At 59.9% G+C, this 22,532-nt stretch carries 23 protein-coding genes and 1 pseudogene; 17 read left to right on the forward strand and 7 right to left on the reverse strand.

Going from position 1 to position 22,532, the window contains the following annotated elements; all coding sequences use genetic code 11:
• The first annotated feature begins 73 nt into the window (after positions 1–73).
• The 5 genes from QM600_RS04750 to QM600_RS04770 all read left to right on the forward strand — a co-directional run bounded on the left by QM600_RS04750 (position 74) and on the right by QM600_RS04770 (position 3,324).
• Positions 74–961 (forward strand): hypothetical protein, encoded by an 888-nt coding sequence (locus QM600_RS04750; RefSeq protein ID WP_283260325.1) that lies wholly within the window; start codon positions 74–76, stop codon positions 959–961.
• Positions 962–1,049: 88 nt separating this feature from the next.
• Entirely contained in the window at positions 1,050–1,391 is a 342-nt protein-coding gene (gene rplS / locus QM600_RS04755) for a 50S ribosomal protein L19 (RefSeq protein WP_033236539.1), read from the forward strand.
• A 54-nt stretch (positions 1,392–1,445) separates the two neighbouring features.
• Positions 1,446–2,279, forward strand: coding sequence for a signal peptidase I (gene lepB / locus QM600_RS04760; protein WP_283260326.1), 834 nt, complete (start codon positions 1,446–1,448; stop codon positions 2,277–2,279).
• 12 nt (positions 2,280–2,291) lie between these two features.
• Complete coding sequence (locus QM600_RS04765; RefSeq protein WP_283260327.1) at positions 2,292–2,981, forward strand: ribonuclease HII; 690 nt, start codon at positions 2,292–2,294, stop codon at positions 2,979–2,981.
• Positions 2,982–3,018: 37 nt separating this feature from the next.
• The gene (locus tag QM600_RS04770; protein ID WP_003942715.1) at positions 3,019–3,324 is read left to right on the forward strand and encodes a DUF2469 domain-containing protein; all 306 of its coding nucleotides are present in this window, start codon (positions 3,019–3,021) and stop codon (positions 3,322–3,324) included.
• Positions 3,325–3,399: 75 nt separating this feature from the next.
• Here QM600_RS04770 and QM600_RS04775 read toward each other — a convergent pair whose 3' ends face one another.
• The 4 genes from QM600_RS04775 to QM600_RS04790 all read right to left on the reverse strand — a co-directional run bounded on the left by QM600_RS04775 (position 3,400) and on the right by QM600_RS04790 (position 6,211).
• Positions 3,400–4,581, reverse strand: a complete 1,182-nt coding sequence (locus tag QM600_RS04775) for an RtcB family protein (protein WP_283260328.1) — start codon at positions 4,579–4,581, stop codon at positions 3,400–3,402.
• 97 nt (positions 4,582–4,678) lie between these two features.
• Positions 4,679–4,897: a hypothetical protein gene (locus QM600_RS04780; protein ID WP_094272291.1), complete on the reverse strand. Its 219-nt coding sequence runs from the start codon at positions 4,895–4,897 to the stop codon at positions 4,679–4,681.
• Between the two features lie 76 nt (positions 4,898–4,973).
• Positions 4,974–5,390 (reverse strand): hypothetical protein, encoded by a 417-nt coding sequence (locus tag QM600_RS04785; RefSeq protein WP_283260329.1) that lies wholly within the window; start codon positions 5,388–5,390, stop codon positions 4,974–4,976.
• Positions 5,391–5,488: 98 nt separating this feature from the next.
• Positions 5,489–6,211, reverse strand: coding sequence for a hypothetical protein (locus tag QM600_RS04790; protein ID WP_283260330.1), 723 nt, complete (start codon positions 6,209–6,211; stop codon positions 5,489–5,491).
• Between the two features lie 703 nt (positions 6,212–6,914).
• On the opposite strand from QM600_RS04790, the gene QM600_RS04795 reads away from it, so the two are divergent.
• The 3 genes and pseudogenes from QM600_RS04795 to QM600_RS04805 all read left to right on the forward strand — a co-directional run.
• Positions 6,915–8,048 (forward strand): Ig-like domain-containing protein, encoded by a 1,134-nt coding sequence (locus tag QM600_RS04795; protein WP_283260331.1) that lies wholly within the window; start codon positions 6,915–6,917, stop codon positions 8,046–8,048.
• 29 nt (positions 8,049–8,077) lie between these two features.
• Positions 8,078–9,823 (forward strand): Ig-like domain-containing protein, encoded by a 1,746-nt coding sequence (locus tag QM600_RS04800; protein WP_283260332.1) that lies wholly within the window; start codon positions 8,078–8,080, stop codon positions 9,821–9,823.
• Positions 9,824–10,059: 236 nt separating this feature from the next.
• Positions 10,060–10,200: pseudogene (locus QM600_RS04805) on the forward strand (ATP-binding cassette domain-containing protein); the annotation flags it as partial.
• A gap of 131 nt (positions 10,201–10,331) precedes the next feature.
• Here QM600_RS04805 and QM600_RS04810 read toward each other — a convergent pair.
• A complete protein-coding gene (locus tag QM600_RS04810) occupies positions 10,332–11,066 on the reverse strand; it encodes a hypothetical protein (protein ID WP_283260333.1) in 735 nt (244 codons plus the stop codon).
• A gap of 527 nt (positions 11,067–11,593) precedes the next feature.
• On the opposite strand from QM600_RS04810, the gene QM600_RS04815 reads away from it, so the two are divergent.
• From QM600_RS04815 to QM600_RS04835, 5 genes are all read left to right on the forward strand, one after another.
• Positions 11,594–11,950: a YraN family protein gene (locus QM600_RS04815; RefSeq protein ID WP_283260334.1), complete on the forward strand. Its 357-nt coding sequence runs from the start codon at positions 11,594–11,596 to the stop codon at positions 11,948–11,950.
• Positions 11,950–13,458, forward strand: a complete 1,509-nt coding sequence (locus QM600_RS04820; protein WP_283260335.1) for a YifB family Mg chelatase-like AAA ATPase — start codon at positions 11,950–11,952, stop codon at positions 13,456–13,458. The genes QM600_RS04815 and QM600_RS04820 overlap by 1 nt, the downstream gene beginning before the upstream one ends.
• Positions 13,455–14,582, forward strand: coding sequence for a DNA-processing protein DprA (gene dprA / locus QM600_RS04825; protein ID WP_283260336.1), 1,128 nt, complete (start codon positions 13,455–13,457; stop codon positions 14,580–14,582). The genes QM600_RS04820 and dprA overlap by 4 nt, the downstream gene beginning before the upstream one ends.
• Positions 14,583–15,057: 475 nt before the next feature.
• Positions 15,058–15,417: a histone-like nucleoid-structuring protein Lsr2 gene (locus QM600_RS04830; RefSeq protein ID WP_283260337.1), complete on the forward strand. Its 360-nt coding sequence runs from the start codon at positions 15,058–15,060 to the stop codon at positions 15,415–15,417.
• 274 nt (positions 15,418–15,691) lie between these two features.
• A complete protein-coding gene (locus tag QM600_RS04835) occupies positions 15,692–16,462 on the forward strand; it encodes a siderophore-interacting protein (RefSeq protein ID WP_283260338.1) in 771 nt (256 codons plus the stop codon).
• On the opposite strand, the gene QM600_RS04840 is transcribed toward QM600_RS04835, so the two are convergent.
• A complete protein-coding gene (locus QM600_RS04840; RefSeq protein ID WP_283260442.1) occupies positions 16,459–17,649 on the reverse strand; it encodes a multidrug effflux MFS transporter in 1,191 nt (396 codons plus the stop codon). The genes QM600_RS04835 and QM600_RS04840 overlap by 4 nt on opposite strands.
• Positions 17,650–17,727: 78 nt before the next feature.
• Here QM600_RS04840 and QM600_RS04845 point away from each other — a divergent pair, with 78 nt between their 5' ends.
• A complete protein-coding gene (locus QM600_RS04845) occupies positions 17,728–18,660 on the forward strand; it encodes a tyrosine recombinase XerC (protein WP_502942880.1) in 933 nt (310 codons plus the stop codon).
• A 123-nt stretch (positions 18,661–18,783) separates the two neighbouring features.
• Entirely contained in the window at positions 18,784–19,902 is a 1,119-nt protein-coding gene (locus QM600_RS04850) for a MinD/ParA family ATP-binding protein (protein WP_283260340.1), read from the forward strand.
• Between the two features lie 2 nt (positions 19,903–19,904).
• On the opposite strand, the gene QM600_RS04855 is transcribed toward QM600_RS04850, so the two are convergent.
• Positions 19,905–20,414, reverse strand: a complete 510-nt coding sequence (locus tag QM600_RS04855; protein WP_502942881.1) for a M23 family metallopeptidase — start codon at positions 20,412–20,414, stop codon at positions 19,905–19,907.
• A gap of 304 nt (positions 20,415–20,718) precedes the next feature.
• Between QM600_RS04855 and rpsB the strand changes: the two genes are divergently transcribed.
• The gene (gene rpsB / locus QM600_RS04860; protein ID WP_094272305.1) at positions 20,719–21,588 is read left to right on the forward strand and encodes a 30S ribosomal protein S2; all 870 of its coding nucleotides are present in this window, start codon (positions 20,719–20,721) and stop codon (positions 21,586–21,588) included.
• A 115-nt stretch (positions 21,589–21,703) separates the two neighbouring features.
• On the forward strand, positions 21,704–22,531 hold the full coding sequence (gene tsf / locus QM600_RS04865; RefSeq protein ID WP_283260341.1) for a translation elongation factor Ts: 828 nt from the start codon (positions 21,704–21,706) through the stop codon (positions 22,529–22,531).
• Position 22,532 lies beyond the last annotated feature (1 nt).

Here is a 22,532-nt window from a genome sequence, read left to right on the forward strand (position 1 = left end):
CGATGATGCACAAAGCCCGCTCTGCCACTCCTGATCGGGACCTGGTGGATTACCGGCAGGAACGAGGGCAGTGATGGGAGAGTGGCTCGAACGCGAGATCATCGGCCACGGAAGACTCCCGTTGCTGTTTTTTCTCCTCGGGTTTCTGTCCGCGTTCCTGTTGATTCGGCTGAGTGTGCGGATGATCCGCGCCCAGGTGAAATGGTGGCCGGGCAACATCACGCCGGGTGGCCAGCATGTTCACCATGTGGTGTTCGGGGTTGTCGCGATGATGATCTCCGGTGGCGCTCTGATAGCCGTCTACGTGGACGGCTCTCAGACAACAGGCGCTGTACTCGCCGCGATCTTCGGTATGGGCGCGGCGCTGGTACTGGACGAATTTGCGCTGATCTTCTATCTCAAGGACGTGTACTGGTCGGAGCAAGGCAGGACGTCGGTTGACGCGGTATTTGTCGCCGTCGCAGTCACCGGACTCGTGCTGCTCGGTTTCCGGCCGCTCGAATTGTTGGATCTGGCAGGGTTCCGGGAGGAACGAAATCCCTGGGTCAAGCTGATTTTTGTATTCATCGCACTGATCAATTTCGGGTTGGCTGCGATGGTGATTCTCAAAGGCAAGATCTGGACCGGTCTTGTCGGCTTGTTTGTTCTGCCGTTGCTGATAATCGGCGCGATCCGACTCAGTAGACCTGGCGCTCCGTGGGCGCGCTGGCGGTACACACGCAAACCGAAAAAGATGAGACGTGCGCTCGAGCGGGAACGGAAATGGCGTCGGCCGGTCATCCGGGCCAAGATCTACATCCAAGATGTCATCGCCGGTTCACCGAGCGTCGAACATGCGATGACAGCAGCGGAAGAAGTACTCGACCACACGATTCACCCAGCTCCGCCACCTCCGGTTTCGCCGATGGCATCGCCATCTGGCACAATGGACGGGTTGCCTGGACCAGGCAGCAGTACTTGATCTGGGCACGAACCAGACGAGCGTCGATTCGGGCAACCGGAGCGAGCGCCGCTCGGTTCCTCTGCTCCTGCAAACGCAAGGATTACACATGAACACTTTGGACTTCCTGGATAAGAAGTCGCTTCGCGACGACATTCCTGACTTCCGCCCCGGCGACACGCTCAACGTGAACGTCAAGGTTATCGAAGGCTCGAAGGAGCGCGTGCAGGTCTTCAAGGGCGTCGTTATTCGTCGTCAGGGTGGCGGCGTTCGCGAAACCTTCACCGTCCGCAAGGTTTCCTTCGGCGTCGGTGTCGAGCGAACGTTCCCGGTTCACAGCCCCACGCTGGCCTCCATCGAGGTTCTGACCCGCGGTGACGTCCGTCGCGCCAAGCTGTACTACCTGCGCGAGCTGCGCGGCAAGAAGGCAAAGATCAAGGAAAAGCGCTGATCTTTCTTTCTGGCCCGGCACCGCGTACGCGCGGTGCCGGGCTAGTCTGTTTTTGTGGAAGATTCTTCGAAGGAGCAGGCATTGTCGTCCGGTACCGAGAATCACGATGAATCCGTCAGTTCCGAGGAACCGACTGCGACGAATCCCCCGAAGTCAGACAAGAATTCACATCGTCCGCCTAAGAAGCAGCGATCGTTCTTTCGCGAACTGCCGATACTCATCGGTGTAGCGCTTGTCCTGAGCATTGTGCTCCAAGCCTTCGTCTTTCGCGTTTTTCTTATCCCGTCCGAATCGATGGAGCCGACCCTGCACGGTTGTACCGGATGTACGGGAGACCGCATCGTTGTCGAAAAAATCGGATACCGCTTCGGCGACCCGGAACCCGGCAACGTCATAGTCTTCAAAGGCCCCGATTCGTGGAACACGCGATACACGTCCAATCGGTCCGACAACACTGTGAAACGTGGCCTTCAAGAGGTCGGCTCGTGGGTTGGCCTGGTGCCACCGGACGAGAACGATCTGGTCAAGCGAGTGATCGCCACCGGCGGGCAGACCGTTGAGTGCTGCGATGAACAAGGCCGCGTCATGGTCGACGGCAAGCCGCTCGACGAGCCCTACGTCAAAATGGACTTTCCCTTCACTCCGGGCGTTTTGGATTGCACTACCGCCGTGAAATCAGGCCGGTGCTTCGCGCCCGTCACCGTTCCCGAGGGGCATGTGTGGGTGATGGGCGACAACCGCAGCAACTCCGCCGACTCGCGCTCCCACGTCCAAGACGAGCTTCAAGGAACCATCCCGCTCGACAACGTCATCGGGCGGGCACGCTTCATCGTGCTCCCACCCTCCCGTATGGGCAGCATCAGTTCGCCTAACCCCCAAGGTAATTGAGTTTGTAAGGCCGTGAGTAGTTCGAATAGTTGGCCACCTCGCGTTGTCATTCGCAGATCGACAGGTTTGCGAACAATGGAGTCTGCGCTGTATCGAACCGGGATGGGTCCGGTTGCCGGTGTCGACGAAGCTGGACGCGGTGCGTGCGCCGGCCCGCTCGTAATCGCGGCTTGTGTATTGGCACCCAAACCTCACGTAGCCCTTGCGCGACTGGATGATTCGAAGAAGCTCACCGAACGGGCCCGCGAAGAACTCTTTCCGGTGATCAAGCGGCTCGCTCTGGCGTGGAGCGTCATTTCGGTCGCGCCTGAAGAAATTGATCGGATCGGAATTCACGTCGCCAATATCGAAGGAATGCGACGCGCTGTCGCCGGCCTCGAGACGCCGCCGGGATACGTTCTCACCGATGGCTTTCGAGTCCCCGGCCTCACCGCGCCGTCCTTACCGGTGATCGGCGGTGACGCCGCTGCTGCGTGCATCGCGGCGGCCAGTGTTCTTGCCAAGGTGACGCGTGATCACGTCATGGAAGGGATGGACGGTATCCATCCCGGATACGGATTTGCGATACACAAGGGATACAGCACACCACTGCACATGGACGCGCTCGACGAGTTGGGTCCGTGCGCCGAGCATCGCATGACCTACGCCAATGTTGTTGCTGCGGGACTCCGGGTGCAGCAGCGTGCAGGCCATACGGGATGATAGATGTTCAGACGAACTGGGAGGACTGGCTAAACCGATGAGTGCCGAGGATCTCGAGAAATACGAAACCGAGATGGAGCTTTCGCTCTATCGCGAATACCGGGACATCGTCGGACAGTTCTCCTACGTCGTGGAGACGGAACGACGTTTTTATCTCGCCAACACGGTCGAGTTGCTACCGCATAATTCGGATGGCGAAATCTACTTCGAACTGCGGATGTCCGACGCGTGGGTGTGGGACATGTACCGCCCGGCTCGATTCGTGAAGTACGTGCGCGTCGTGACGTTCAAGGACGTCAATATCGAAGAGCTGGACAAGCCGGACCTGCGTTTGCCGGACTGAACCTACTCCACAGATGGCCCCGCCAATTGTCTTGGCGGGGCCATCCGTGTTTTGCGGACCTTGTCGGTTCTGCGCTCAGTCGCCCTTCACATTGACTATCTGACGTAAGGTGTGGCGGATCTCGACCAAGTCATTCGCGTCGTCCATCACCACGTCGATGTCCTTGTACGCTCCGGGAATCTCGTCCAGGAACGCCGTCGACCGCTTGTATTCGATCCCGACCATAGCCTTGTCGAGATCGTCGATCGTGAAAGTCTTCCTGGCCCGGTTACGGGCGTACACACGTCCGGCTCCGTGCGGGCTGGATTTGAACGACGGCACGTTGCCCTTGCCGACTACGACGTAGCTGGCAGTTCCCATGGAGCCTGGAATCAGTCCGGGCGTGCCGACGTCGGCTTTGATCGCACCCTTTCTGCTCAGCCACACGCCGCGACCCATATGGAACTCTTTCTGGGTGAAGTTGTGGTGGCAGTTGATCCGCTCGAGTTCCTCGATGACGGCTGGCGTGCCATTACCGACGAAGTGCGCGAAGTCCGACACCACCCGATCCATCATCTCCTCACGATTCAAGAGTGCAAAATGCTGCGCCCAGTTGAGATCGTTGATGTAACAATCGAATTCGGGTGTCTTCTCGATCAGGTAAGCCAGGTCCGGGTCAGGCAAGTCGATGTGCCAGCGGGCGCACAGGTCCTTGGCGATCTTGATGTGATGGTGCGCGATCTTGTTGCCGATACCGCGACTGCCCGAATGCAGGAACAGCCAGAGCGCGTCATTTTCGTCGACTGTGACCTCGATGAAATGGTTGCCGGACCCGAGTGTTCCGAGTTGAAACCGCCAGTTGTTCTTGAACTGATCGTAGAACGGCAAGCGATCACCGGCCATCGTCTCGAGTTCTGCGATACGTGGTTTTGCGGTTTCGGTCAGTGCCTTGTTGTAGACACCGGCCGATAGTGGGACGGAGCGTTCGATGCTGTGGCGAAGTGTGCTCAGGTCGCGGCCTTCGATGTCATAGGCGTTGAACTGAGTCTTGACCGCGATCATCCCGCAGCCGATATCCACGCCGACAGCAGCCGGCATGATTGCACCTTCGGTTGGGATGACCGAGCCGACCGTTGCTCCCGCACCGAGGTGTGCGTCGGGCATCAACGCCAGATGCGGCTGGACAAAAGGCATCTGGGACGTACGCAACGCTTGCTCGCGAGTCTTCTCGTCGAGAATCGATGCCCAGTTCCACAGCCTTTTGGTAATCTTCTCCATCATTTTCTCCCACATAGTGCACATCGGAACCTGGTGGTTCTTTTGTGGTGTGCAGGGATGACAATGCTCGCCGAGAGGTGCTGGGCGCAACCTATTTTCATGTGCGAAGGCCGTCGGCAAGCTCGTAAATTCTGCCGACATACTGTTCCTGGAAGGCTTTTCGGGCTGCTTCTGCTTCTTGCCGGGCACCGGCATGCGCGTAGACATACTCGAGGTGAACCAAACTCTCGCCGATATCGACGCGGCGCTGATCGAGCACCGTCAACTCGTCGACCAATCGCTGCAACTCGTGAGTTGCCTCTGTTGTCTCGTTCATGGCGGTCCTCGATGTGCTCGTCGGTGCGTCCTGTTTCAGGTTAGCATTGTTCGAACAAATATTCGAAGAATTTTGATCAGCTCCCAGGGATGAATCCTGGATAGACGAAGTGGCCGGGCCCGCCGCCGGGAAGACCGGATCCCGTCACGCTCGGAAAATTGGCCTGCAAACGCACAAGCTTGTGCGGATTTCCGTACTGATCGGCCTGCCAGCAGCCGGTCAGGGCTCCGTGAAAGGAAGTGCACACAATGCGCGTGCTGGTGCCGAACGGCGATGTCAGTCGGTCCTCGTTCACAAGCGGATTCCAGTACGCCGGGTTATCGGGGGTGAGGAAATTCGAGTTATCGAACGGCACCGACGGGCTCGGGTACGGGGGTATCGGCGGCCACTCGTCTTGAGCCGACGCCATCCCGGTACTGCCGAGGGCAATCGCCGCAACTGATGCTGCGACTACTGCAGCCTGGGTGAGGTGGCGTGTGCGAGGTCTTGTCATCTGTCGAGAATAGGACGCGACGGCCTCGGATAGAACAAAACCGTGGACCTGCTCGAAGTGCGGTGGCTTCGAGCAGGTCCACGGTTAGTGGAACGGAACTAGCTGCCGTTCTTGAAGATCCGGGAAATGACGTCGCCGATGAAGTCGCTGAGCGATCCGGTCGAGGACATGTTGCTGTCGGAAGATCCGAGGCCCGCTCCGTCGAGGCTGCCGGAGACCGATTCGCCGGCGTTCTTGGCACGAACGGTGAAGCAAGCGTCGAGGTTCGGCAAGTTGTTGCCGACGGCCGCGGTGCCTGCAACGGAGATGCCGCCGCTGGTGATCTCGTCGCCTACAGAAACGCCGGCAGGTACAAGGTAGGTCATCTTGACCGTCAACGGGTTCGATGCGGTGACGGACCATCCGCTGCTAGCGACCTTGTATCCGGTGCCGTCGGCAGTCGCCGCTACGGTTTCGGTTTTCAGGCCACCGATTGCGTGGAAAGCTGTTACTTCGGCCTGGACCGGTGCGCCGAATCCGCCGGGCGCGAAGTCAGTCACTCGGTCCACGAACGGGTTTCCAATTCCGCTGGTGCTGATGACCGTCTCGTAGGTCACCTCGGTGCCGGCAGCTACCTCGGCTTCGGTCACCGACTTGGTGTAGGTGTGACCGACACCGATCAGTTCGCCAGTCGAGGCGTCCTTCTTGGTCGCGCTCGAGGACTGCTCGCAGGTCGGTGCAGCGGAGGCAATTCCGGCGCCCATTCCGACGGTGACGCCGGCGGCGATGAGGGTGAGCGACGCGGTGGTAGCTACAGCGCGGCGTACTGAGGTGCGTGACATGTGTGGTTCTCCATTTGGTCGGGCGGTAGTGCAATTGCAGGTCCTGGACGCCCCCGCGTCAGGCTGGGGATACTTGCCTGGTCACGATGGATTGGAAACTTCGAGACCGAACGCGACTGCCTGAGACAAGCGTCCATTTTGCGGCAAGATCCACAGTTCGGATCGTATATGAGGTTTGCGCCTTAGTGACTATTCGGTCATCCTGACTTCCTGTAACCCGTGTCACTATGGGTTGCCGGGAACTCTCGTCAGATGGCATCGTGCAATCCTTACCTGCAGGAATATGGCGCCCGCTCCCTGTTGGGTTCGGCCGTCTGCGTGGGTTTTGGGCACGATATCGGTGGACGCATAGCTATTAACAAGCAAGTTCAATGTTGTCCGCCGGCACTTACGGTGAAGCAGTGGGACGTGTTGGACGGGATTCGTCAAGCTGTTCTGTCGACCAGAAATCTCGTTCAACAGGGTGTCGCATTCTAATGATTGGACGATTGTCCAGTCGTTTGCCCGAATCAGACGAATCGGCGGTTGCTCTGTGGTCTACTGCTCAGAACGTTGACGGTTTGGTGAGCAATCAGGATAAGGAGCCTTTCACTCGTACCTGTCGAGCTCGAATTGCCGCATGAGTGCCAATGGTCTCCGCGTGCAGGCGTCAGCGTTCGTTTCGAGAGCTCGAATTTTCGAGCGCTAACCAAGGAGTAGATGAATGGTATCGACGTTGGTTCGTAGAGGGGCGGTAACTGCCGCGTCCTTGGCTGGTTGCCTTGCTCTCGTAGTGGGTGGCAGCGGCATTTCATCGGCAGCGCCTGTGGATCGTCCGTTCACCGCGTCGTGCCACGGCTGGCAGTTTCCCGGGCCGATCACCCACAACGAGACGCGTGACTCCGGAGTCACGATCACCGCACCGGCTGCCGTCCCGCCGAACTCGACCTTCACGTATCGCATCGCGCCCAAACCGATGACGGTACCCAGCAGCGGCTACGACCTCAGAAACGTCGTGAACTGGACGCGCCTGAAATTCGATTTCGACATCCCCGCCGGCACAACATTTGTCGGCGCGCAGATCGCTGCCGGTACGAGTTCGAATCTCGGCGGCGTCGCACCGTCGGTCAATCGGATCAACGACAACGGCTCTTCCGACCCGAACGGTGCACACCTCCGGATCTCGGGCAACAACATCACCGCCGGCAACGGGCCGAGCACCAGCAACAACAGCGGCGGCGGGATCGAGGTCGGCGGCGGGCAGACATTCCAACTCCCCGCCGTCGATGTCACCGTAGTTTCGGGGGTAGTCGGTACCCAGATCAAGCCGATGCTGCGTGTGACCGACACCAATTCCGGTTCCTACGACAGCGCGAACAATTACCTGACCTTCCTGCAACAGGAAACGTTGCTCGGTGGGGTGAAGTATTGGCTGACTACCAATTGCTCACCACGCGACAACAAGTCGGCTGCGCTGAACTCGGGCGGTCAGCCGCTGACAACAATCAGCGTTGATTCGAATCTGGCCCAGACCGAGACGCGAATCAGCGCACCCGCCAGTGCAGTCGTCGGGGATTCGATCGAACTGACGGCGACAGTAACTCCGATGCCGTCGGGCGGAATGGTGCAGTTCCGTGACGGCGACGTCGACCTCGGAGCTCCGGTAGCCGTGGTCAACGGCGTTGCGAAGGTAAACCGGACATTGACCGCGGCCGGTGACCGAAACATAACGGCGCACTACTTGGGTGCCACGGGATACATGGAATCCATGTCCGGAGCCGTCACGGTCAATGTCACCGAACCATCGGTCCCCGAACCCGGGTCCGGCAGTCTCGGCAGCCTCGGATTCGGATCGTGAAAATTGTGAAGAGAGAACAGGATTCGTCGATGAAAACAGTGTTCCGGCGCGGCAGCGCGATCACAGCAGTATCCGCGTTGGCCGGCGGCGTGCTCATGGTCGCCGGGGGTGCAACCGCCTCCGCCGACCCTGAGATCAAGAACGTGGGTTTCACAACCGCGTGTCATGTCCGCGAGATGGACGGTGCCGCAAGCCCGATCACGTTCAACGAGACCCTTGGATCGGGGGTTACTGTCACCGCACCCGCTACGGCGACTCCGGGAGAAACCTTCACCTATCGTTTGCAGCCGAAGGAGATGAAGGCGAACAGTGGGGGCCATGCCAGCCGGGGGGTTGTGCATTGGGCGCGGATCAAATACGACTTCGATATCCCGGCGGGGGTGGAATTCGTGAAGTCCGAACTTGTGGTGAACAGCGCCTACGGTCTCGGATCCGACAGTGCCACTCCGACTGTCACCCGAATCGACGACAGTGGAAACTTGTCCGCGACCGGTACACATCTGCGGATTTCCGGTCTGAATCGCACGACCGGAAACGGTCCGGAATCCGCAGTTCGATCCAGTGATGGAATCATCGTCGGCGCAAACACCACATTCCGTCTGCCCGCGATCGATGTCACGGTCAAAGCCGGTGCCGCCGGCACCGAAATCAAGCCGTCGGTGCGGGTCTCCGATTCGGGTTCCGCCAATTACGACAACGACAAGAATGCCCTCACTTTCGTCCAGCGCGAGAAAGATGTTTTCGGGGTGAATTACTGGGAGCGATACAACTGCTCCCCCCGGGACAACAAGTCGTCCGGCCTCAATGCCGGCGGTCAAGCGCTCACCACGATTTACGTCAGTCAGCCGACTACGACGACAATGCAGATGCCGGCGTCGATACAGGCGAGTACTCCGACCGAGCTCGTCGCGAATGTCGGTCCGGCTCCGGTGAGCGGCAACGTGCAGTTCCGAATTAACGGTTCCGACATTGGTTCGCCGGTTGCGCCCGGGGTCGATGGTGTTGCGCGGCTACCGTATACGTTCTATACCGCCGGAACAGCACAAGTGTCTGCGGCATTTCAGGGAGTCAACGGATTCCTGAGTTCGAGCTCGACGGAGTCCACGGTGACGGTGACCGCAGCGCCGGTAGTCAAGCAAACCGACACGATTGTGACTGTGCCCGGTGACGCCAAGACCGGTACGTCGGTGACTCTGAAGGCGCAGGTATCACCGCTGCCCACCGCCGGTACTCTCCAATTCAAGGACGGTGCTGCAAATATCGGTGACCCCGTCACCGTGAGTGCCGACGGAAGCGCGACCTACGAACACGTCTTCACCTCAGCGGGAACACATGCTGTGTCGGCGTATTACTCCGGCGCAACAGGATTCATGCCGTCGATGGCACCAGCACAATCGGTGATCGTGTCGGATCCGGCTCCGTCGGACGTCGCGACTTCGGCTTCGCTGACTGTTCCGGCTTCGGCGAAACAGTCTGCCGCGGTTGAACTGTCGGTGACGATCGCACCGAACCCGGGTGGGGGCTCCGTCCAGTTCTTTGACGGTGACCAGCTTATCGGCGGGTCCGTTGTTGTCGGGGCAGATGGTGTAGCACGGATGGCGCACACGTTCACCTCGATCGGCGATCATCGGATCAAGGCTGTATTCAACGGGCGCGCTGGGTTCACTCAGTCGACGTCGGATGAATCTGTTGTGAGCGTGTCGGCGACGCCGGGAGATGGCGGCAACGGCGGAACAGGCAGCCTCGGCTCACTGGGTGGCCTGTTCGGTTCCTGACCTCAACCGAACACTACTGCCCCTGCTGGAGTAGGGCAGTAGTGTTCGGTTGGCAGTATTCTGTGAATGTAACTTTATGTTCGACAACATATTTCGGTAAATTTTCCGTACCAACTGTCGGTTGGTCTAGAGTTTCGTCGCGGATGTCCCAGCACCGAAAATCTGGCGATTGAACTCGCTTTTTCGACGAATGTCCTTGACCGCCGGCGCCCTCGCTCTCGGGGAGTTGGGTCACCCGGCGACTAAATACGCTCAGCGGTGGTCAGGTCGTATCACTCGGTCTCGCGGCGCAACTGTTGCGCCGCCCGGACGTGTTGTTGCTCGACGGGCCGACCAATAACCTCGACCTCGAAGCGAGGCACACGCTCTATGTGGCTTCGGTCTCGCTGGCAAGGCCGCGAAATCGGAGTGGACCGTGCGTCGGAAGCTGCAGAGGAGTACGGCACGACAATGGGCGGAGCTACCGGCATGCGCTGGTAGCTCCGCCCATTGTCTTTGCTTAGCTGGGTCAGCTCATATTGCCGAGCACATTGCCCAGGACTCCGCCGATGACGTTGGTCAGCGACCCCTGTGGGTCCGTGATCGAGCCGAAGACCTGGCCTGATCCGGTGTTCACGGAGCCGAAGCCCAGATCGTCGAGGCTGCCCGAACCGGCCTCGACGGGGTTCGGCGGACGGACGGTGACGCAGACGCCCATCGGGTTGATGTTCCAGCTGCCACTGGCAAGCACGATATTGGTGCCGGCACCGCTGTCGAGTTGAGTGCCGACGGGGACGTCATCGGGAACCTTGTAGGTGGTTTCCAAGGCGACAACGCCGCCACCGGCTGTGGTCCACCCACCGCCCTTGGCAATCACAGAATTGTTGCCGATGACGGCGGTACTGGTAACGTCCGTCCACTGCTGGTCCCCGATAACCCATTTGACGTTAACGCGCGCCTTAACCAACTGGAACCCTGCCGGGTGGAAGTCACGCATCTCGTTGACGAGTGCTCCGGAACCCGACACCTTGGTGAGGTAGGTGACGGTGTGTCCGGCTGCGACAGTGCCGTCGCCGGCAACCTCCTTGCTGAGGGTGTAAGGCGTACCGAAGGAGCCGGCCCACCGATCGGTGACTGACTGGGTGAGCGCACATGCGGGTGACGCGGAGGCAATTCCCGCGCCCATTCCCACAGTGACGCCCGCGGCAAGGAGTGCGAGGGAGGCGGTTGTGGCAACAGCGTGGCGTAGTGAGCGGCGTGACATGTAGTACTCCATTCAATCGGGCGTTCGTGCAAAGTGGGTCCTGGACGCCCCCGCGTCAGGTTGGGATGCAGGCCTGGCCTCGATTGGGTGGAAAATCCGAGGCCGGACGTCACTATGTTTACAGGACAAACGTCCGTCTTGGGGCAGGATCGACAAAAAGGCTCCAAAAAATGATTGCGAATCAGTGACTGTGTCGCCGCAAGTGTTCATGGTTGATTGGCTCACAAGGTATCGTCGCAACCTTGATCAACTGTGATAGTACGGCCATTACCTGCATGAACTTGGTCATCGTCCCCGCGTGGTTCCGGTGCCCGTGTGGGATCTGGGCGAGATTTTCGCGCCTCCTGGTTATCTATTGGCAAGTCATCTCGAAGTATGGTTTTGCGCCACCCTCAACTCCACAAGTGCCTGGTTATCCACAGGCTAGTTTCCTTTTTCCTGTCAATGGTTTCGGCGGGGCACTGTGACGCGTGGGACGCGTTTCGTATCTGCGGGCGCGCGGGAAGTAATAACTTCGGGGGTCTGTGATGGTGGGGAATATGGCGTTGGGGGCGCGGGGCGAGGATTTGGCTACCGAATTCTTGATCGGTGCAGGTCTGGACATCGTCGAGCGTAATTGGCGATGCCGGTACGGCGAGCTGGATGTCATTGCCACGGAAGACGATCGAATCGTATTCGTAGAGGTGAAGACCCGCAGCGGGTTGGGATACGGGTCGCCGGCGGAGGCAGTGACGTTTGCGAAGCGTCGTCGGATTCGGGTGCTTGCGCTGCAGTGGCTCGGTGATTCGGGCCGGTCGTGGTCGAAAGTGCGTTTCGATGTGGTGGCGGTCTTGATTCGTCGTAATCAGGAACCGGTGATCGAGCATTTCGTGGACGCGTTCTGATGGCGCTGGGACGGGCGCATTCGGTGGCGGTCAGCGGCGTCGACGGTCAGATCGTGGAGATCGAGGCTGATATCGGGCGCGGTCTGCCGGCAGTGCATTTGGTGGGTCTGCCGGATACTGCGTTGCATGAATCGAGGGATCGGATTCGGGCTGCGGTGACCAATTCGAACGAGGAGTGGCCGGACAGCAAAGTCATTTTGGCGTTGTCTCCGGCAACACTCCCGAAAGTTGGCAGTGTGTACGATCTTGCTCTCGCTTTGGCGGTGTTGGATGCGGCTAAGAAGTTGCCCCGCAAGGAGTTACGGTCAACTGTCTTTCTGGGAGAGTTGGCGTTGGACGGCAGGTTGCGGACGGTGCGGGGCGTGTTGCCGGCGGTGTTGGCTGCGAAGCGGGCGGGGTGGGGCACGGTCGTTGTTCCGCGGCAGGCAATGGCGGAGGCAGGTTTGGTGAAGGGGATCGAGGTGCTCGGCGCTGATGATCTGTCTTCGGTGATTTCGTGGTTGCGGGGTGAGATTTTTCTGCCGGTGCCGGAGCCATTCGAGCGGGCTGAGGAGATCGGGGTCAGTGATCTCAGTGAGGTTGTGGGGCAGGCGGATGCGCGGTGGGCTATCGAGGTGGCGGCGGCGGGTGCCCATCATCTGATGTTGACGGGCCCGCCGGGGATCGGGAAAACGATGTTGGCGCAGCGTCTTCCGGGGATATTGCCGCCGTTGACGGAGAGTGAGGCGTTGGAAGTGACGGCTATTCATTCGGTGGCGGGCGTGTTGACGGCGGATCATCCGTTGATCGATATGCCGCCGTTTATTGCGCCGCATCACAGTTCGTCGGTGAGTGCGTTGGTGGGTGGCGGTAGTGGGATGGCGCGTCCGGGTGCGGTGAGTCGGGCGCATCGCGGGGTGCTGTTCCTCGACGAATGCGCCGAGATCGGCGTCAAGGTACTCGAAGCATTGCGAACGCCCCTGGAAGACGGCGAAGTCCGCATTGCCCGCCGGGACGGCGTCGCGCGGTACCCAGCACGGTTTCAACTGATCCTGGCTGCCAATCCGTGTCCGTGCGCGCCGCCACGTGATGCTGATTGTGTGTGTGCGCCCGCGGCGAGGCGTCGCTATCTAGGCAAACTTTCGGGCCCATTACTGGATCGCGTGGATATCAGAGTGCGGATGCAGGCAGTAGCAACCGGTGCGCTGATCGACGAGGTGGGGGAGAGCACCGAGAGTGTGCGAATCCGAGTGGCGGCGGCGCGGGACGCAGCGTCGGAGCGCTGGAGTGAATACGGATGGCGAACAAACGCCGAAGTGCCGGGGCCGGCGCTGCGGCAGAAGTTCCGGCTTTCCCGCGACGCCTTGGCGCCGGTCGAACGTGCGCTTCGCAAAGGTGTGATCACGGCGCGCGGGGCTGATCGAGCAATCAGAGTTGCGTGGACCGTTTCGGATCTGGCAGGAGAAACGATGCCGGGGGCAGATCAGGTAGTGACGGCACTCGATTTCAGGGACAGGGGATTCCAATGACTGCGCATGATCCGCAACAACTGGCCTGGGCATACCTTTCGGCGGTTGCTCAAGGCCCGAGCATTCACCTGGCGACGCTGGTCGAGCACCTCGGAGTCGAGGAGACTGCGCACGCGGTGAAGACACGTGACCTGCCGTCGTCGTTGGAGGAGAAGACTCGCGCCCGCGCACATATCGATACGGCGCAACGTGATCTGGATCTGATGGCCGCGATGGGCGGAAGGTTGGTCACGCCGGATTCCCCCGAATGGCCGGCCTGGCGACTGCTCGCATTCGACGGGCTTGATGCAGCGGCGGGCGAGGTTCCGCCATTTGTTTTGTGGGTCTTGGGTTCTCGGGATCTTTCGGAATTGACGGAGCGATCGGTGGCGATTGTGGGAACCCGGGCCTCGACGTCCTACGGGGAACATGTCACCGCTGAGATCGCGGGTGATCTGGCAGTGGACGGATGGACAGTGACATCCGGTGCGGCCTTCGGGATCGACGGGGCGGCTCACCGTGCAGCATTGGGCGTCGGTGGGACCACTGTTGCAGTGCTGGCCTGCGGAGTGGATCGTGCTTATCCGTCAGGGCACGCTCGTCTATTGCGTCAGGTCGTGAACTCGGGCGCGGTCGTCAGTGAGTATCCACCGGGAACGACGCCGGCCAAGTTCAGATTCTTGGCCCGAAACCGATTGGTCGCGGCATTGTCCGACGGTGTTGTCGTTGTCGAAGCTGGATGGCGCAGTGGTGCGAGGAATACTGCGAATTGGGCACGGAAACTCGGGCACCCGGTCATGGCTGTCCCCGGGCCGGTGACATCTGCCTCGTCGGCTGGTTGCCATCGAATGATCCGCGAAGGAGAAGCCCATTTGGTGGCGAATGCCGTGGACGTTGTAGAGGTGTCCGGACCCTTCAATCTTGTCGACTCGGAATCCGATGCCGCAGCGGTTCGTGACATCGACTCATTGAAGGGTAATTCTCGTCTCGTCTACGAAGCATTACCCGGAGCCGGTTCTCGGAGCACGAATGAGTTGTCCGAGGAATCGGGGTTGCTGATTTCTCAGGTACGCGCAACGCTTCCGTTGCTCGAGTTGGAGGGATTTGTCGGTTCTGACGGTAGCGGATGGTTTCGTGCCAAATAGTTCCCGTTTTTTCGGCCGATTTGGTCGGTAATGGTGTGATTGGCCATTTGCTGGATCGTTCGTCGAATCATTGCCAGATCGGTGTGAGTGCAACAGATCAGGGTTATGGGCATGTCAGGGTGTTTTCGCGAGGGGGCTTGCGGATATGTCGGCGGTATGCGGGAGCGTCACTGGCTTCGCTCGCATCAATGTCGTGAGCAATTCTCAGGAAAGCCTCAGGTAGATGTGCTTAAACTCCGATTAGTCGGTATCGGCGAGATAGAGATGTGAGTGATGTCGTCTATCGGTCATCGAAATTAATCGTCCTGGGCGGTGCCAGCATCACTTTTGAAGCAATGCAATGTCGCTAACTCGCCGCTATACGTACCGTGGGGTCTGTTCGATGTCGGATCGATCCTGAGGGCATCTTTGTTGCATGGGCGAGAATCTGTGTATTGTGAATCGAAAGCGAAACATTCATTGAAAGAGGAGTGCAATGGCTGAGAAGCTGATTCGGCAACTCATCGACGATCTTGACGGTAAGCCGATCGATGACGGCTTTGGTGATCGTATCGAGTTCTCCTACCAGGGAACCGATTATGTGATCGACCTTCGTGCTACCAATGCAGAAAAGTTCGATGCTGCGGTCAAGCCGTTCGTTGACGCTGCAGCCAAGGTGACTACTCGTCGCGGCAAGAAGTCGCAGCTCGCATCGCCGCAGGCCACATCGGGTTCGGGGCGCTCCAAGGAGACCCTGCAGGCAATCCGTGACTGGGCAGCGAAGAATGGTTACGAGGTTGCACCGCGTGGTCGCATCAAGGCAGAAATCATCGACGCATTCGATGCAGCACACTAGAGTGCATTGAACTTCTCTGGCACCCCACAGAATTTGTGGGGTGCCAGAGTTGTATTTACCCTTCCATTGCTTTGATCGAAATTTGAAGATTTTCCAAGAAGATATCGTAACCGCATTTCCACTTCGTCCATTCAGGTTGGTCGGTTTGAGTGACTTATCGTCCGCTGATTCGGTCGGTAACTGCGACATCAAGTGGCCGTGCTTGCTATCGACCGTCGACAATCGGAAATCCATGTACCATCGTTAGGTAACACTAACTTTGGAGGATGTGGCTGTGGCCAAGCCGACGACAACGCTGACCGTCCTACGTACGAAAAAATTGACCCCACACATGGTGCGTGTGTTTCTCGGTGGTCCAGGATTTGATAGCTTCACTCCGAGTGTGTTCAGTGACTCGTATGTCAAGATCGAATTCGGGACCGCTGACGACTTGGTGCTTCGGACCTACACGATCCGAAGTTACGACAGCAAGGCTCGCGAGATTGCGATCGATTTTGTGGTTCATGGTGACATGGGGATAGCGGGCCCGTGGGCCTCGTCGGCATCAGTTGGTGCGGAGATAACAATGAGAGGACCCGGCGGCGCCTTTTCGCCGGCAGTATCGGCGGATTGGCATCTCTATGCGGGTGACGAATCTGCCATTCCGGCAATTTCTGCCGCTGTAGAGCGGCTTTCGCCTGATGCAATCGGTTATGTCGTCCTCGAGGTCGGCGGGGTCGAGGACGAGATTGCCATCGACCCTCCGAAGGGCATTGTCGTCAATTGGGTGTACCGGGGTGCGTCTTCGGACGTAGTCGGCGATGAATCAGCCGGCGACAATGCGCCGCTAATCGCGGCAGTGAGGGCGCTCGAATGGCTCCCGGGTTGTCCGCAGGTATTCATTCACGGCGAGGCACAGGCCGTCATGCATAATCTGCGCTCGTACATCCGGAAGGATCGCGGTGTTCCGGCGGGGTCCGCATCGATCTCAGGTTACTGGCGTCGTGGACGTACAGAAGAAGGATTCCGGGTATGGAAGTCGGAGTTGGCGGCGTCCGAACGCTAACCCTTTGTCGACAAGCTGTCTTCGAGATCGCCGCTTCGCGTGAGCGACGCCAACGCCACAGCGGCGAGTAATCCGAAGGTAGGAATCGATACAGCCATCGGAATGGCTGTATCCGGTCCGGCGATTCCTACTATCGGCGAAACGACTGCCGCCAATCCGAATTGACCCGCGCCCATCAGTGCTGAACCGGTGCCCGCGGCTTCGGTGACCTCTCCCTGTGCGAGAGCAGTTGCGTTGCCCATGATGAAGCCGATGCTCGAGATCGAAAAGAAGAGTGGAATCAGTAGTGCGGCTGGGTTTGTGGAGTTGAAAATCGCAGCAGCACAGAACAATGCGGCTCCTGAAGTAGATAGAAGGCTGACTCCGAAGATGAGGAGCGTGCGTGCGCTCACTCGGCCTAGTAATCGGGTGGTAATGGTAGCGGCCAGCACCATTCCGACGGCGTTGGCTGCAAAAACCATCGAGAACCGCGAAGGGCTGAATCCGAGTACGTTCTGCACTACGAAGGGTGACGCCGCGATGTAGGAGAACAACGCACCGAATCCGAAGATGAAACTGAGTGCGTAACCGAGGTACCGACGACTTCCGGTGACGTAGCCGAGATTCAACGCGAGAGCCTTCAGCCCGCCACCGTGGCGGCGCTCCGGTGGCAGCGTTTCCGGAACCAGTGTGATCACTCCGGCAACCATGACTCCGCCCGCAATGGTCAGCACCCAGAAGATGCCGCGCCACCCGACCGGGCCGAGTAGCGCGCCGCCGATCAGTGGAGCGACCACCGGTGCGATTCCGCCGATGATCATCATGATGCTGAACAGTTTTGCTGCTCCGTCGCCGCGAGCGCGATCGGCAATGCAAGCGCGGGCAAGCACGATCGCCGCGCCGCCGCTCAGACCCTGTATCAGGCGGGCGCCGATCAGGAATTCGATGCTGGGGGCGAGGGCGCACGCCGCACTGCCGAGTGTGGTGACAATCGCAGCGCCGAGCAGGAGGCATCGGCGTCCGATGCCGTCGGAGATCGGTCCGATTATGAGTTGGCCGATTCCCAGTCCCGCCATGAAAGTCGTGAGCGTCAACTGAATACTGGCAGCGGATGTGTCGAGCGAATCGGCCATAACTGGCAGTCCTGGCAAATACATGTCGGTAGCGAGTGGTGCGATTGCAGATATCAGCGCGAGAATGCACAGCATTTTTATGGGAATTGCTCGGTTCACCGACCTACCCTACCGGCGAGGGCGCTTGAAGTTTTCTGTGAGGAAGGTGACGGTATGGGCATGAGAGATGAATTGCCACGACGGTTGTCGATCCATCTCGACGCATATGCCGAACACTTGCGCCTCGGGCGCGGACGTTCGGAGCACACGATCCGCGCCTACGTCGGTGATGTGCGTTCGTTGCTCGAGCATCTTGCCGGGCAGGCGCCTGACGTCGAACTGGCTGAACTGGATCTGCGGGTACTCCGTTCTTGGCTGGCCGTACAGAATGCGGGGGGAACGGCTCGAACAACGGTTGCGCGGCGAGTGTCGTCGGCGCGGGGTTTCACGGCCTGGCTTGCGCAGACGGCGCGCATTCCGGCGGACCCCGGCTCGCGGCTGACGGCGCCGCCGGCCCAGCGGACTCTGCCGGTCGTGTTGCGTCAGAATCAGGCCATTGAGGCGATGGAAGCGTCGAAAATTGGAGCGCAGCAACATGATCCGGTTGCGCTTCGTGATCGATTGATCATGGAACTTTTATATTCCACCGGAATTCGTGTGGGGGAACTGTGCGGACTCGACATGGAATCCGTGGATTCGGATCGTCGTTTGTTGCGTGTGCTCGGTAAGGGAAACAAGGAACGGTCGGTGCCGTACGGGTTGCCGGCCGAATCGGCGATCGAGCAGTGGCTCGAGGCCGGACGGCCGATGATGGCGTCGGAGAAATCCGGCAGCGCACTGTTGCTGGGCAAGCGCGGCGGACGGCTCGATCAACGCCAGGCGCGATCGGTAGTGCACGAGAGTGTGGCGGCAGTTCCCGGAGCTCCGAATCTGGCACCGCACGGACTTCGCCATTCGGCAGCGACGCATTTGCTCGAAGGTGGAGCGGACCTTCGTGTGGTCCAAGAATTGCTCGGCCATTCGAGCCTGGCGACTACTCAGCTGTACACGCATGTATCGGTCGAACGACTCCGGGCAGTCCACGATCAGGCGCATCCTCGAGCCTGAAAATTTGCGCGGCGGGAGTTCTGTTGCGTGATTTGATAGCGTCGCGAAGTGAAAGAGTGGACAATCAGCAAGGTTGGACAACCATGTTACGCCGCTCGATGATATGCAATTTCCGGGGGAATCGTGAATCGCCAAAACGTGGAACACCTGCCGCAGGCCGGCCAGACTGCCTGGGTTGCAGGACCGACTCCGATCGCCCTGGCGCCGGTTCCTGCGCCGGAACCTCAGGTGTGGGCACAGGAATCGTGGATGGCGCCACCGCAGGCTGCAGGCCGGTCGAGTCAACAGCAAGTTACCAATCAGGATCTGGTTGCTGACGCATTACTGAGGCGGGCGAGACGGACTCCACGTGGCGGCTGGCGACGGGGTCTCCACCGGGCTACCGGAGGGTTTGTCAATGTCGGAGAGTCCAGTTCCGATCTCCGTGACCAGGCGCTGGTGGCGCGAATCGAGCAGCCGATCCGAAACGACTACCGAATTGCCCTGCTCTCGCTCAAAGGGGGGGTGGGCAAGACAACGGTCACCGTCGGGCTCGGATCGACATTTGCCTCACTGCGCGGCGACTGTGTTGTAGCTGTCGACGCCAATCCGGATTTCGGGACGTTGGCACAGCGTGTTCCGTTGCAGACACCGTCGACGGTTCGGGATCTGATCGCGGCGAGGCCGGATATCAACAGCTACTCGGATGTGCGGATCCACACTTCGCAGGCACCCAGTCGGCTCGAGGTCTTGGCCAGCGAGCAGGATCCAGCCATCTCCGAGGCTTTCAGCGAAGGTGACTATCGCCAGGTCATCGACATCTTGCAGGTTTACTACAACATCATCCTGACCGACTGCGGAACCGGAATCATGCATTCCGCAATGACCGGGGTTCTCGACCTCGCCAATTCATTGGTGCTGGTCAGTTCGCCCGCAGTCGACGGCGCGCGCAGTGCTGCCGCAACCTTGGACTGGTTGCAGATGCACGGATACGGGCACTTGGTGGAACGAACGGTTGTTGTCGTCAGCGCCGCGCGACCCGGTTCGAGTGTCATCGACATGGACGCGCTCACCGATTACTTCATGCGTCGGTGCCGGGCGGTCAAGGTTGTGCCCTTCGACGAACACCTTGCCGAAGGATCGGTCATGGATCTGGAATTGCTCCGGCCTGCAACCAAGCGGGCGTTCATGGAGCTGGCTGCAATGGTTGCCGACGATTTCGCCGATTCCGCTGGGCGTCACGCCGTTGCAGAATGGCGTTGAGGTCAGCGTCGAAGTGGTTTGAGTCGGAGCGGTTGATCGTGGATCAAGCCGAGAGGATCCAGGTACTCACGGGCCCGTCGTAGGCCCCAATGGAGACAGGCGGCCACGGCGCAGCGCTCGTGCCCCGGTTCGAGTGTCCCGATCATCGTTCCGATTCCCACGCGTTCACCCGCAGCGACCACTGCCGTGACAGGTTCGTAAGTAGTTCGGACGCCCCCGACATCGTCGACGGATACCACCGGCTTTCCCGCAACCGTCCCGGCGAAGGTCACGGTTCCGGCGCCGGCTGAGAGCACTGCCTGATCGACGGTTCCAGCCAGGTCGACCCCGCGATGCCCGGGGAGCCAGTTCTTCGCAGGATTGTCGAAGATGCGTTCGACCCGGGGCCGGGGCATCAAGGGCCAATCGAATCGCGAATCCGCGAAGGCTGACGGGCTGGTCGAAAAGGTGGCCAACATGGCCGGCGTGCACAGTGTGACGGCGATGCGCTGCAGCAATGCAGAAGGTGTCATCCCCTGAGTGTGACGCCGATTTGTGTCGTGAAAGCGCAGATCAGGGTGGTTATCCACAGGTTCGGGTGGTATCCCCAATTTCGAAGAAGGCCTTGCGATACCGAGCTGGTTATGGCATTGCCGGACAAGGACGTACACTTGTCGAGCGGTCTGTGTTCGCACAGTCCGACTTCGCGCGCCCGCGCACGTTTTTTCGGCCTTCGGCTGGTCCTGTATTTCCGGATACGGGTCCGACGGCCGTGTGGGCGCCAGGGCGCGGTGCCACCGGCACTGCGCAGCAACCGAATTGAAAGAGAGAACAACAATGCCTGTTGTAACTATGCGGCAGATGCTTGACAGCGGTACCCACTTCGGGCACCAGACCCGTCGTTGGAACCCGAAGATGAAGCGTTTCATCTTGACCGACCGCAACGGCATCTACATCATCGACCTCCAGCAGACGCTGACGTACATCGACAAGGCGTACGAGTTCGTCAAGGAGACGGTTGCCCACGGCGGCAGCGTCCTCTTCGTCGGCACCAAGAAGCAGGCACAGGAGTCCATCGCTTCTGAGGCCACTCGCGTCGGAATGCCCTACGTCAACCAGCGTTGGCTCGGCGGCATGCTCACCAACTTCACCACCGTGCACAAGCGTCTCATCCGCCTCAAGGAGCTTGAGGCAATGGAGCAGACCGGTGGATTCGAAGGTCGCACCAAGAAGGAAATCCTCATGCTCACGCGTGAGATGACCAAGCTGGATCGCACCCTCGGTGGTATCCGCGACATGGCCAAGGTTCCTTCCGCTGTGTGGATCGTCGACACCAACAAGGAGCACCTGGCAGTTGCCGAGGCGCGCAAGCTGAACATCCCGGTCATCGCGATCCTGGACACCAACTGCGACCCCGACCTCGTCGACTACCCGATCCCGGGCAACGACGACGCCATCCGCTCCGCAGCACTGCTCACCAAGGTTGTCGCTTCCGCGGTTGCCGAGGGCCTGCAGGCGCGTGCCGGACTGAGCGCCGACAAGGACGCAAAGCCCGAGACCGCAGCCGGCGAGCCCCTCGCCGAGTGGGAGCAGGAACTGCTCTCCGACGTTGCACCCGCTGCTGAAGCTGCTCCCGCCGAAGAAGCAGCTCCGGCTGCCGAGGCTGAAGCTGCCCCCGCCGCAGAGGCACCGGCCACCGAGGCCTGATTGCTTGAAACCGGCCCTGACCAGAGTTCCTTTGGTCGGGGCCGTTTTCGCCGGTAGGGCATTGCTTCACCAAAAGACCACGTCCGAAACAGACAAACGAGGAGGATCGCTCACCATGGCGAACTACACCGCCGCAGACGTCAAGCGGCTCCGCGAGCTCACCGGCTCCGGAATGATGGCGTGCAAGAACGCACTCGTAGAAACCGACGGCGATTTCGACAAGGCTGTCGAGCAGTTGCGCATCAAGGGTGCAAAGGATGTCGGAAAGCGCGCAGAGCGCACCACCGCTGAAGGTCTCGTTGTCGCCAAGGATGGCGTCATGATCGAGATCAACTGCGAGACCGACTTCGTTGCCAAGAACGAAGACTTCATCAAGCTGGCCGACGCCATCGTGACCGTCGCCGCAGCCGGTAAGCCTGCCGATCTCGACGCCCTCAAGGCACTCGAGCTCGACGGCAAGACCATCGCGACCGTCATCACGGAGCAGTCCGCGAAGATCGGCGAGAAGCTCGAACTGAGCCGCGTCGCAACCTTCGACGGCCCCGTTGCCGTGTACCTGCACAAGCGCAGCTCCGACTTGCCGCCCGCTGTCGGCGTTCTCGTCGAGTACATCGGCGAAGGCGATGCCGCTGCCGAGGCTGCTCGTGGAGCAGCTATGCAGGTTGCAGCACTCAAGGCCAAGTACGTCACGCGTGACGAGGTTCCCGAGGAGATCGTCGCTTCCGAGCGTCACATCGCCGAAGAGACCGCCCGCGCAGAAGGCAAGCCCGAGCAGGCTCTGCCGAAGATCATCGAAGGCCGCGTCAACGGATTCTTCAAGGACGTCGTACTGACCGAGCAGTCTTCGGTTACGGACTCCAAGAAGACCGTCAAGGCGATCCTCGACGAGGCCGGCGCGACCGTCAAGCGCTTCGTGCGTTTCGAGGTCGGCGCTTCCGCTTAAT

Source organism: Rhodococcus sp. IEGM 1379 (assembly GCF_030056815.1).
Classification (GTDB): Bacteria; Actinomycetota; Actinomycetes; order Mycobacteriales; family Mycobacteriaceae; genus Rhodococcus_F.

Excerpts from the sequence above, each read along its gene's own strand:
- QM600_RS04785 (WP_283260329.1), bottom strand. The coding sequence starts at position 5,390 with ATGACAAGACCTCGCACACGCCACCTCACCCAGGCTGCAGTAGTCGCA.
- QM600_RS04770 (WP_003942715.1), top strand. The coding sequence starts at position 3,019 with ATGAGTGCCGAGGATCTCGAGAAATACGAAACCGAGATGGAGCTTTCG.
- dprA (WP_283260336.1), top strand. The coding sequence starts at position 13,455 with ATGACTGCGCATGATCCGCAACAACTGGCCTGGGCATACCTTTCGGCG.
- QM600_RS04815 (WP_283260334.1), top strand. The coding sequence starts at position 11,594 with ATGGTGGGGAATATGGCGTTGGGGGCGCGGGGCGAGGATTTGGCTACC.
- QM600_RS04800 (WP_283260332.1), top strand. The coding sequence starts at position 8,078 with ATGAAAACAGTGTTCCGGCGCGGCAGCGCGATCACAGCAGTATCCGCG.
- rpsB (WP_094272305.1), top strand. The coding sequence starts at position 20,719 with ATGCCTGTTGTAACTATGCGGCAGATGCTTGACAGCGGTACCCACTTC.
- QM600_RS04780 (WP_094272291.1), bottom strand. The coding sequence starts at position 4,897 with ATGAACGAGACAACAGAGGCAACTCACGAGTTGCAGCGATTGGTCGAC.
- QM600_RS04840 (WP_283260442.1), bottom strand. The coding sequence starts at position 17,649 with ATGCTGTGCATTCTCGCGCTGATATCTGCAATCGCACCACTCGCTACC.
- QM600_RS04830 (WP_283260337.1), top strand. The coding sequence starts at position 15,058 with ATGGCTGAGAAGCTGATTCGGCAACTCATCGACGATCTTGACGGTAAG.
- QM600_RS04790 (WP_283260330.1), bottom strand. The coding sequence starts at position 6,211 with ATGTCACGCACCTCAGTACGCCGCGCTGTAGCTACCACCGCGTCGCTC.
- QM600_RS04845 (WP_502942880.1), top strand. The coding sequence starts at position 17,728 with ATGGGCATGAGAGATGAATTGCCACGACGGTTGTCGATCCATCTCGAC.
- rplS (WP_033236539.1), top strand. The coding sequence starts at position 1,050 with ATGAACACTTTGGACTTCCTGGATAAGAAGTCGCTTCGCGACGACATT.
- QM600_RS04855 (WP_502942881.1), bottom strand. The coding sequence starts at position 20,414 with ATGACACCTTCTGCATTGCTGCAGCGCATCGCCGTCACACTGTGCACG.
- QM600_RS04750 (WP_283260325.1), top strand. The coding sequence starts at position 74 with ATGGGAGAGTGGCTCGAACGCGAGATCATCGGCCACGGAAGACTCCCG.
- tsf (WP_283260341.1), top strand. The coding sequence starts at position 21,704 with ATGGCGAACTACACCGCCGCAGACGTCAAGCGGCTCCGCGAGCTCACC.
- QM600_RS04775 (WP_283260328.1), bottom strand. The coding sequence starts at position 4,581 with ATGGAGAAGATTACCAAAAGGCTGTGGAACTGGGCATCGATTCTCGAC.
- QM600_RS04820 (WP_283260335.1), top strand. The coding sequence starts at position 11,950 with ATGGCGCTGGGACGGGCGCATTCGGTGGCGGTCAGCGGCGTCGACGGT.
- QM600_RS04810 (WP_283260333.1), bottom strand. The coding sequence starts at position 11,066 with ATGTCACGCCGCTCACTACGCCACGCTGTTGCCACAACCGCCTCCCTC.
- QM600_RS04795 (WP_283260331.1), top strand. The coding sequence starts at position 6,915 with ATGGTATCGACGTTGGTTCGTAGAGGGGCGGTAACTGCCGCGTCCTTG.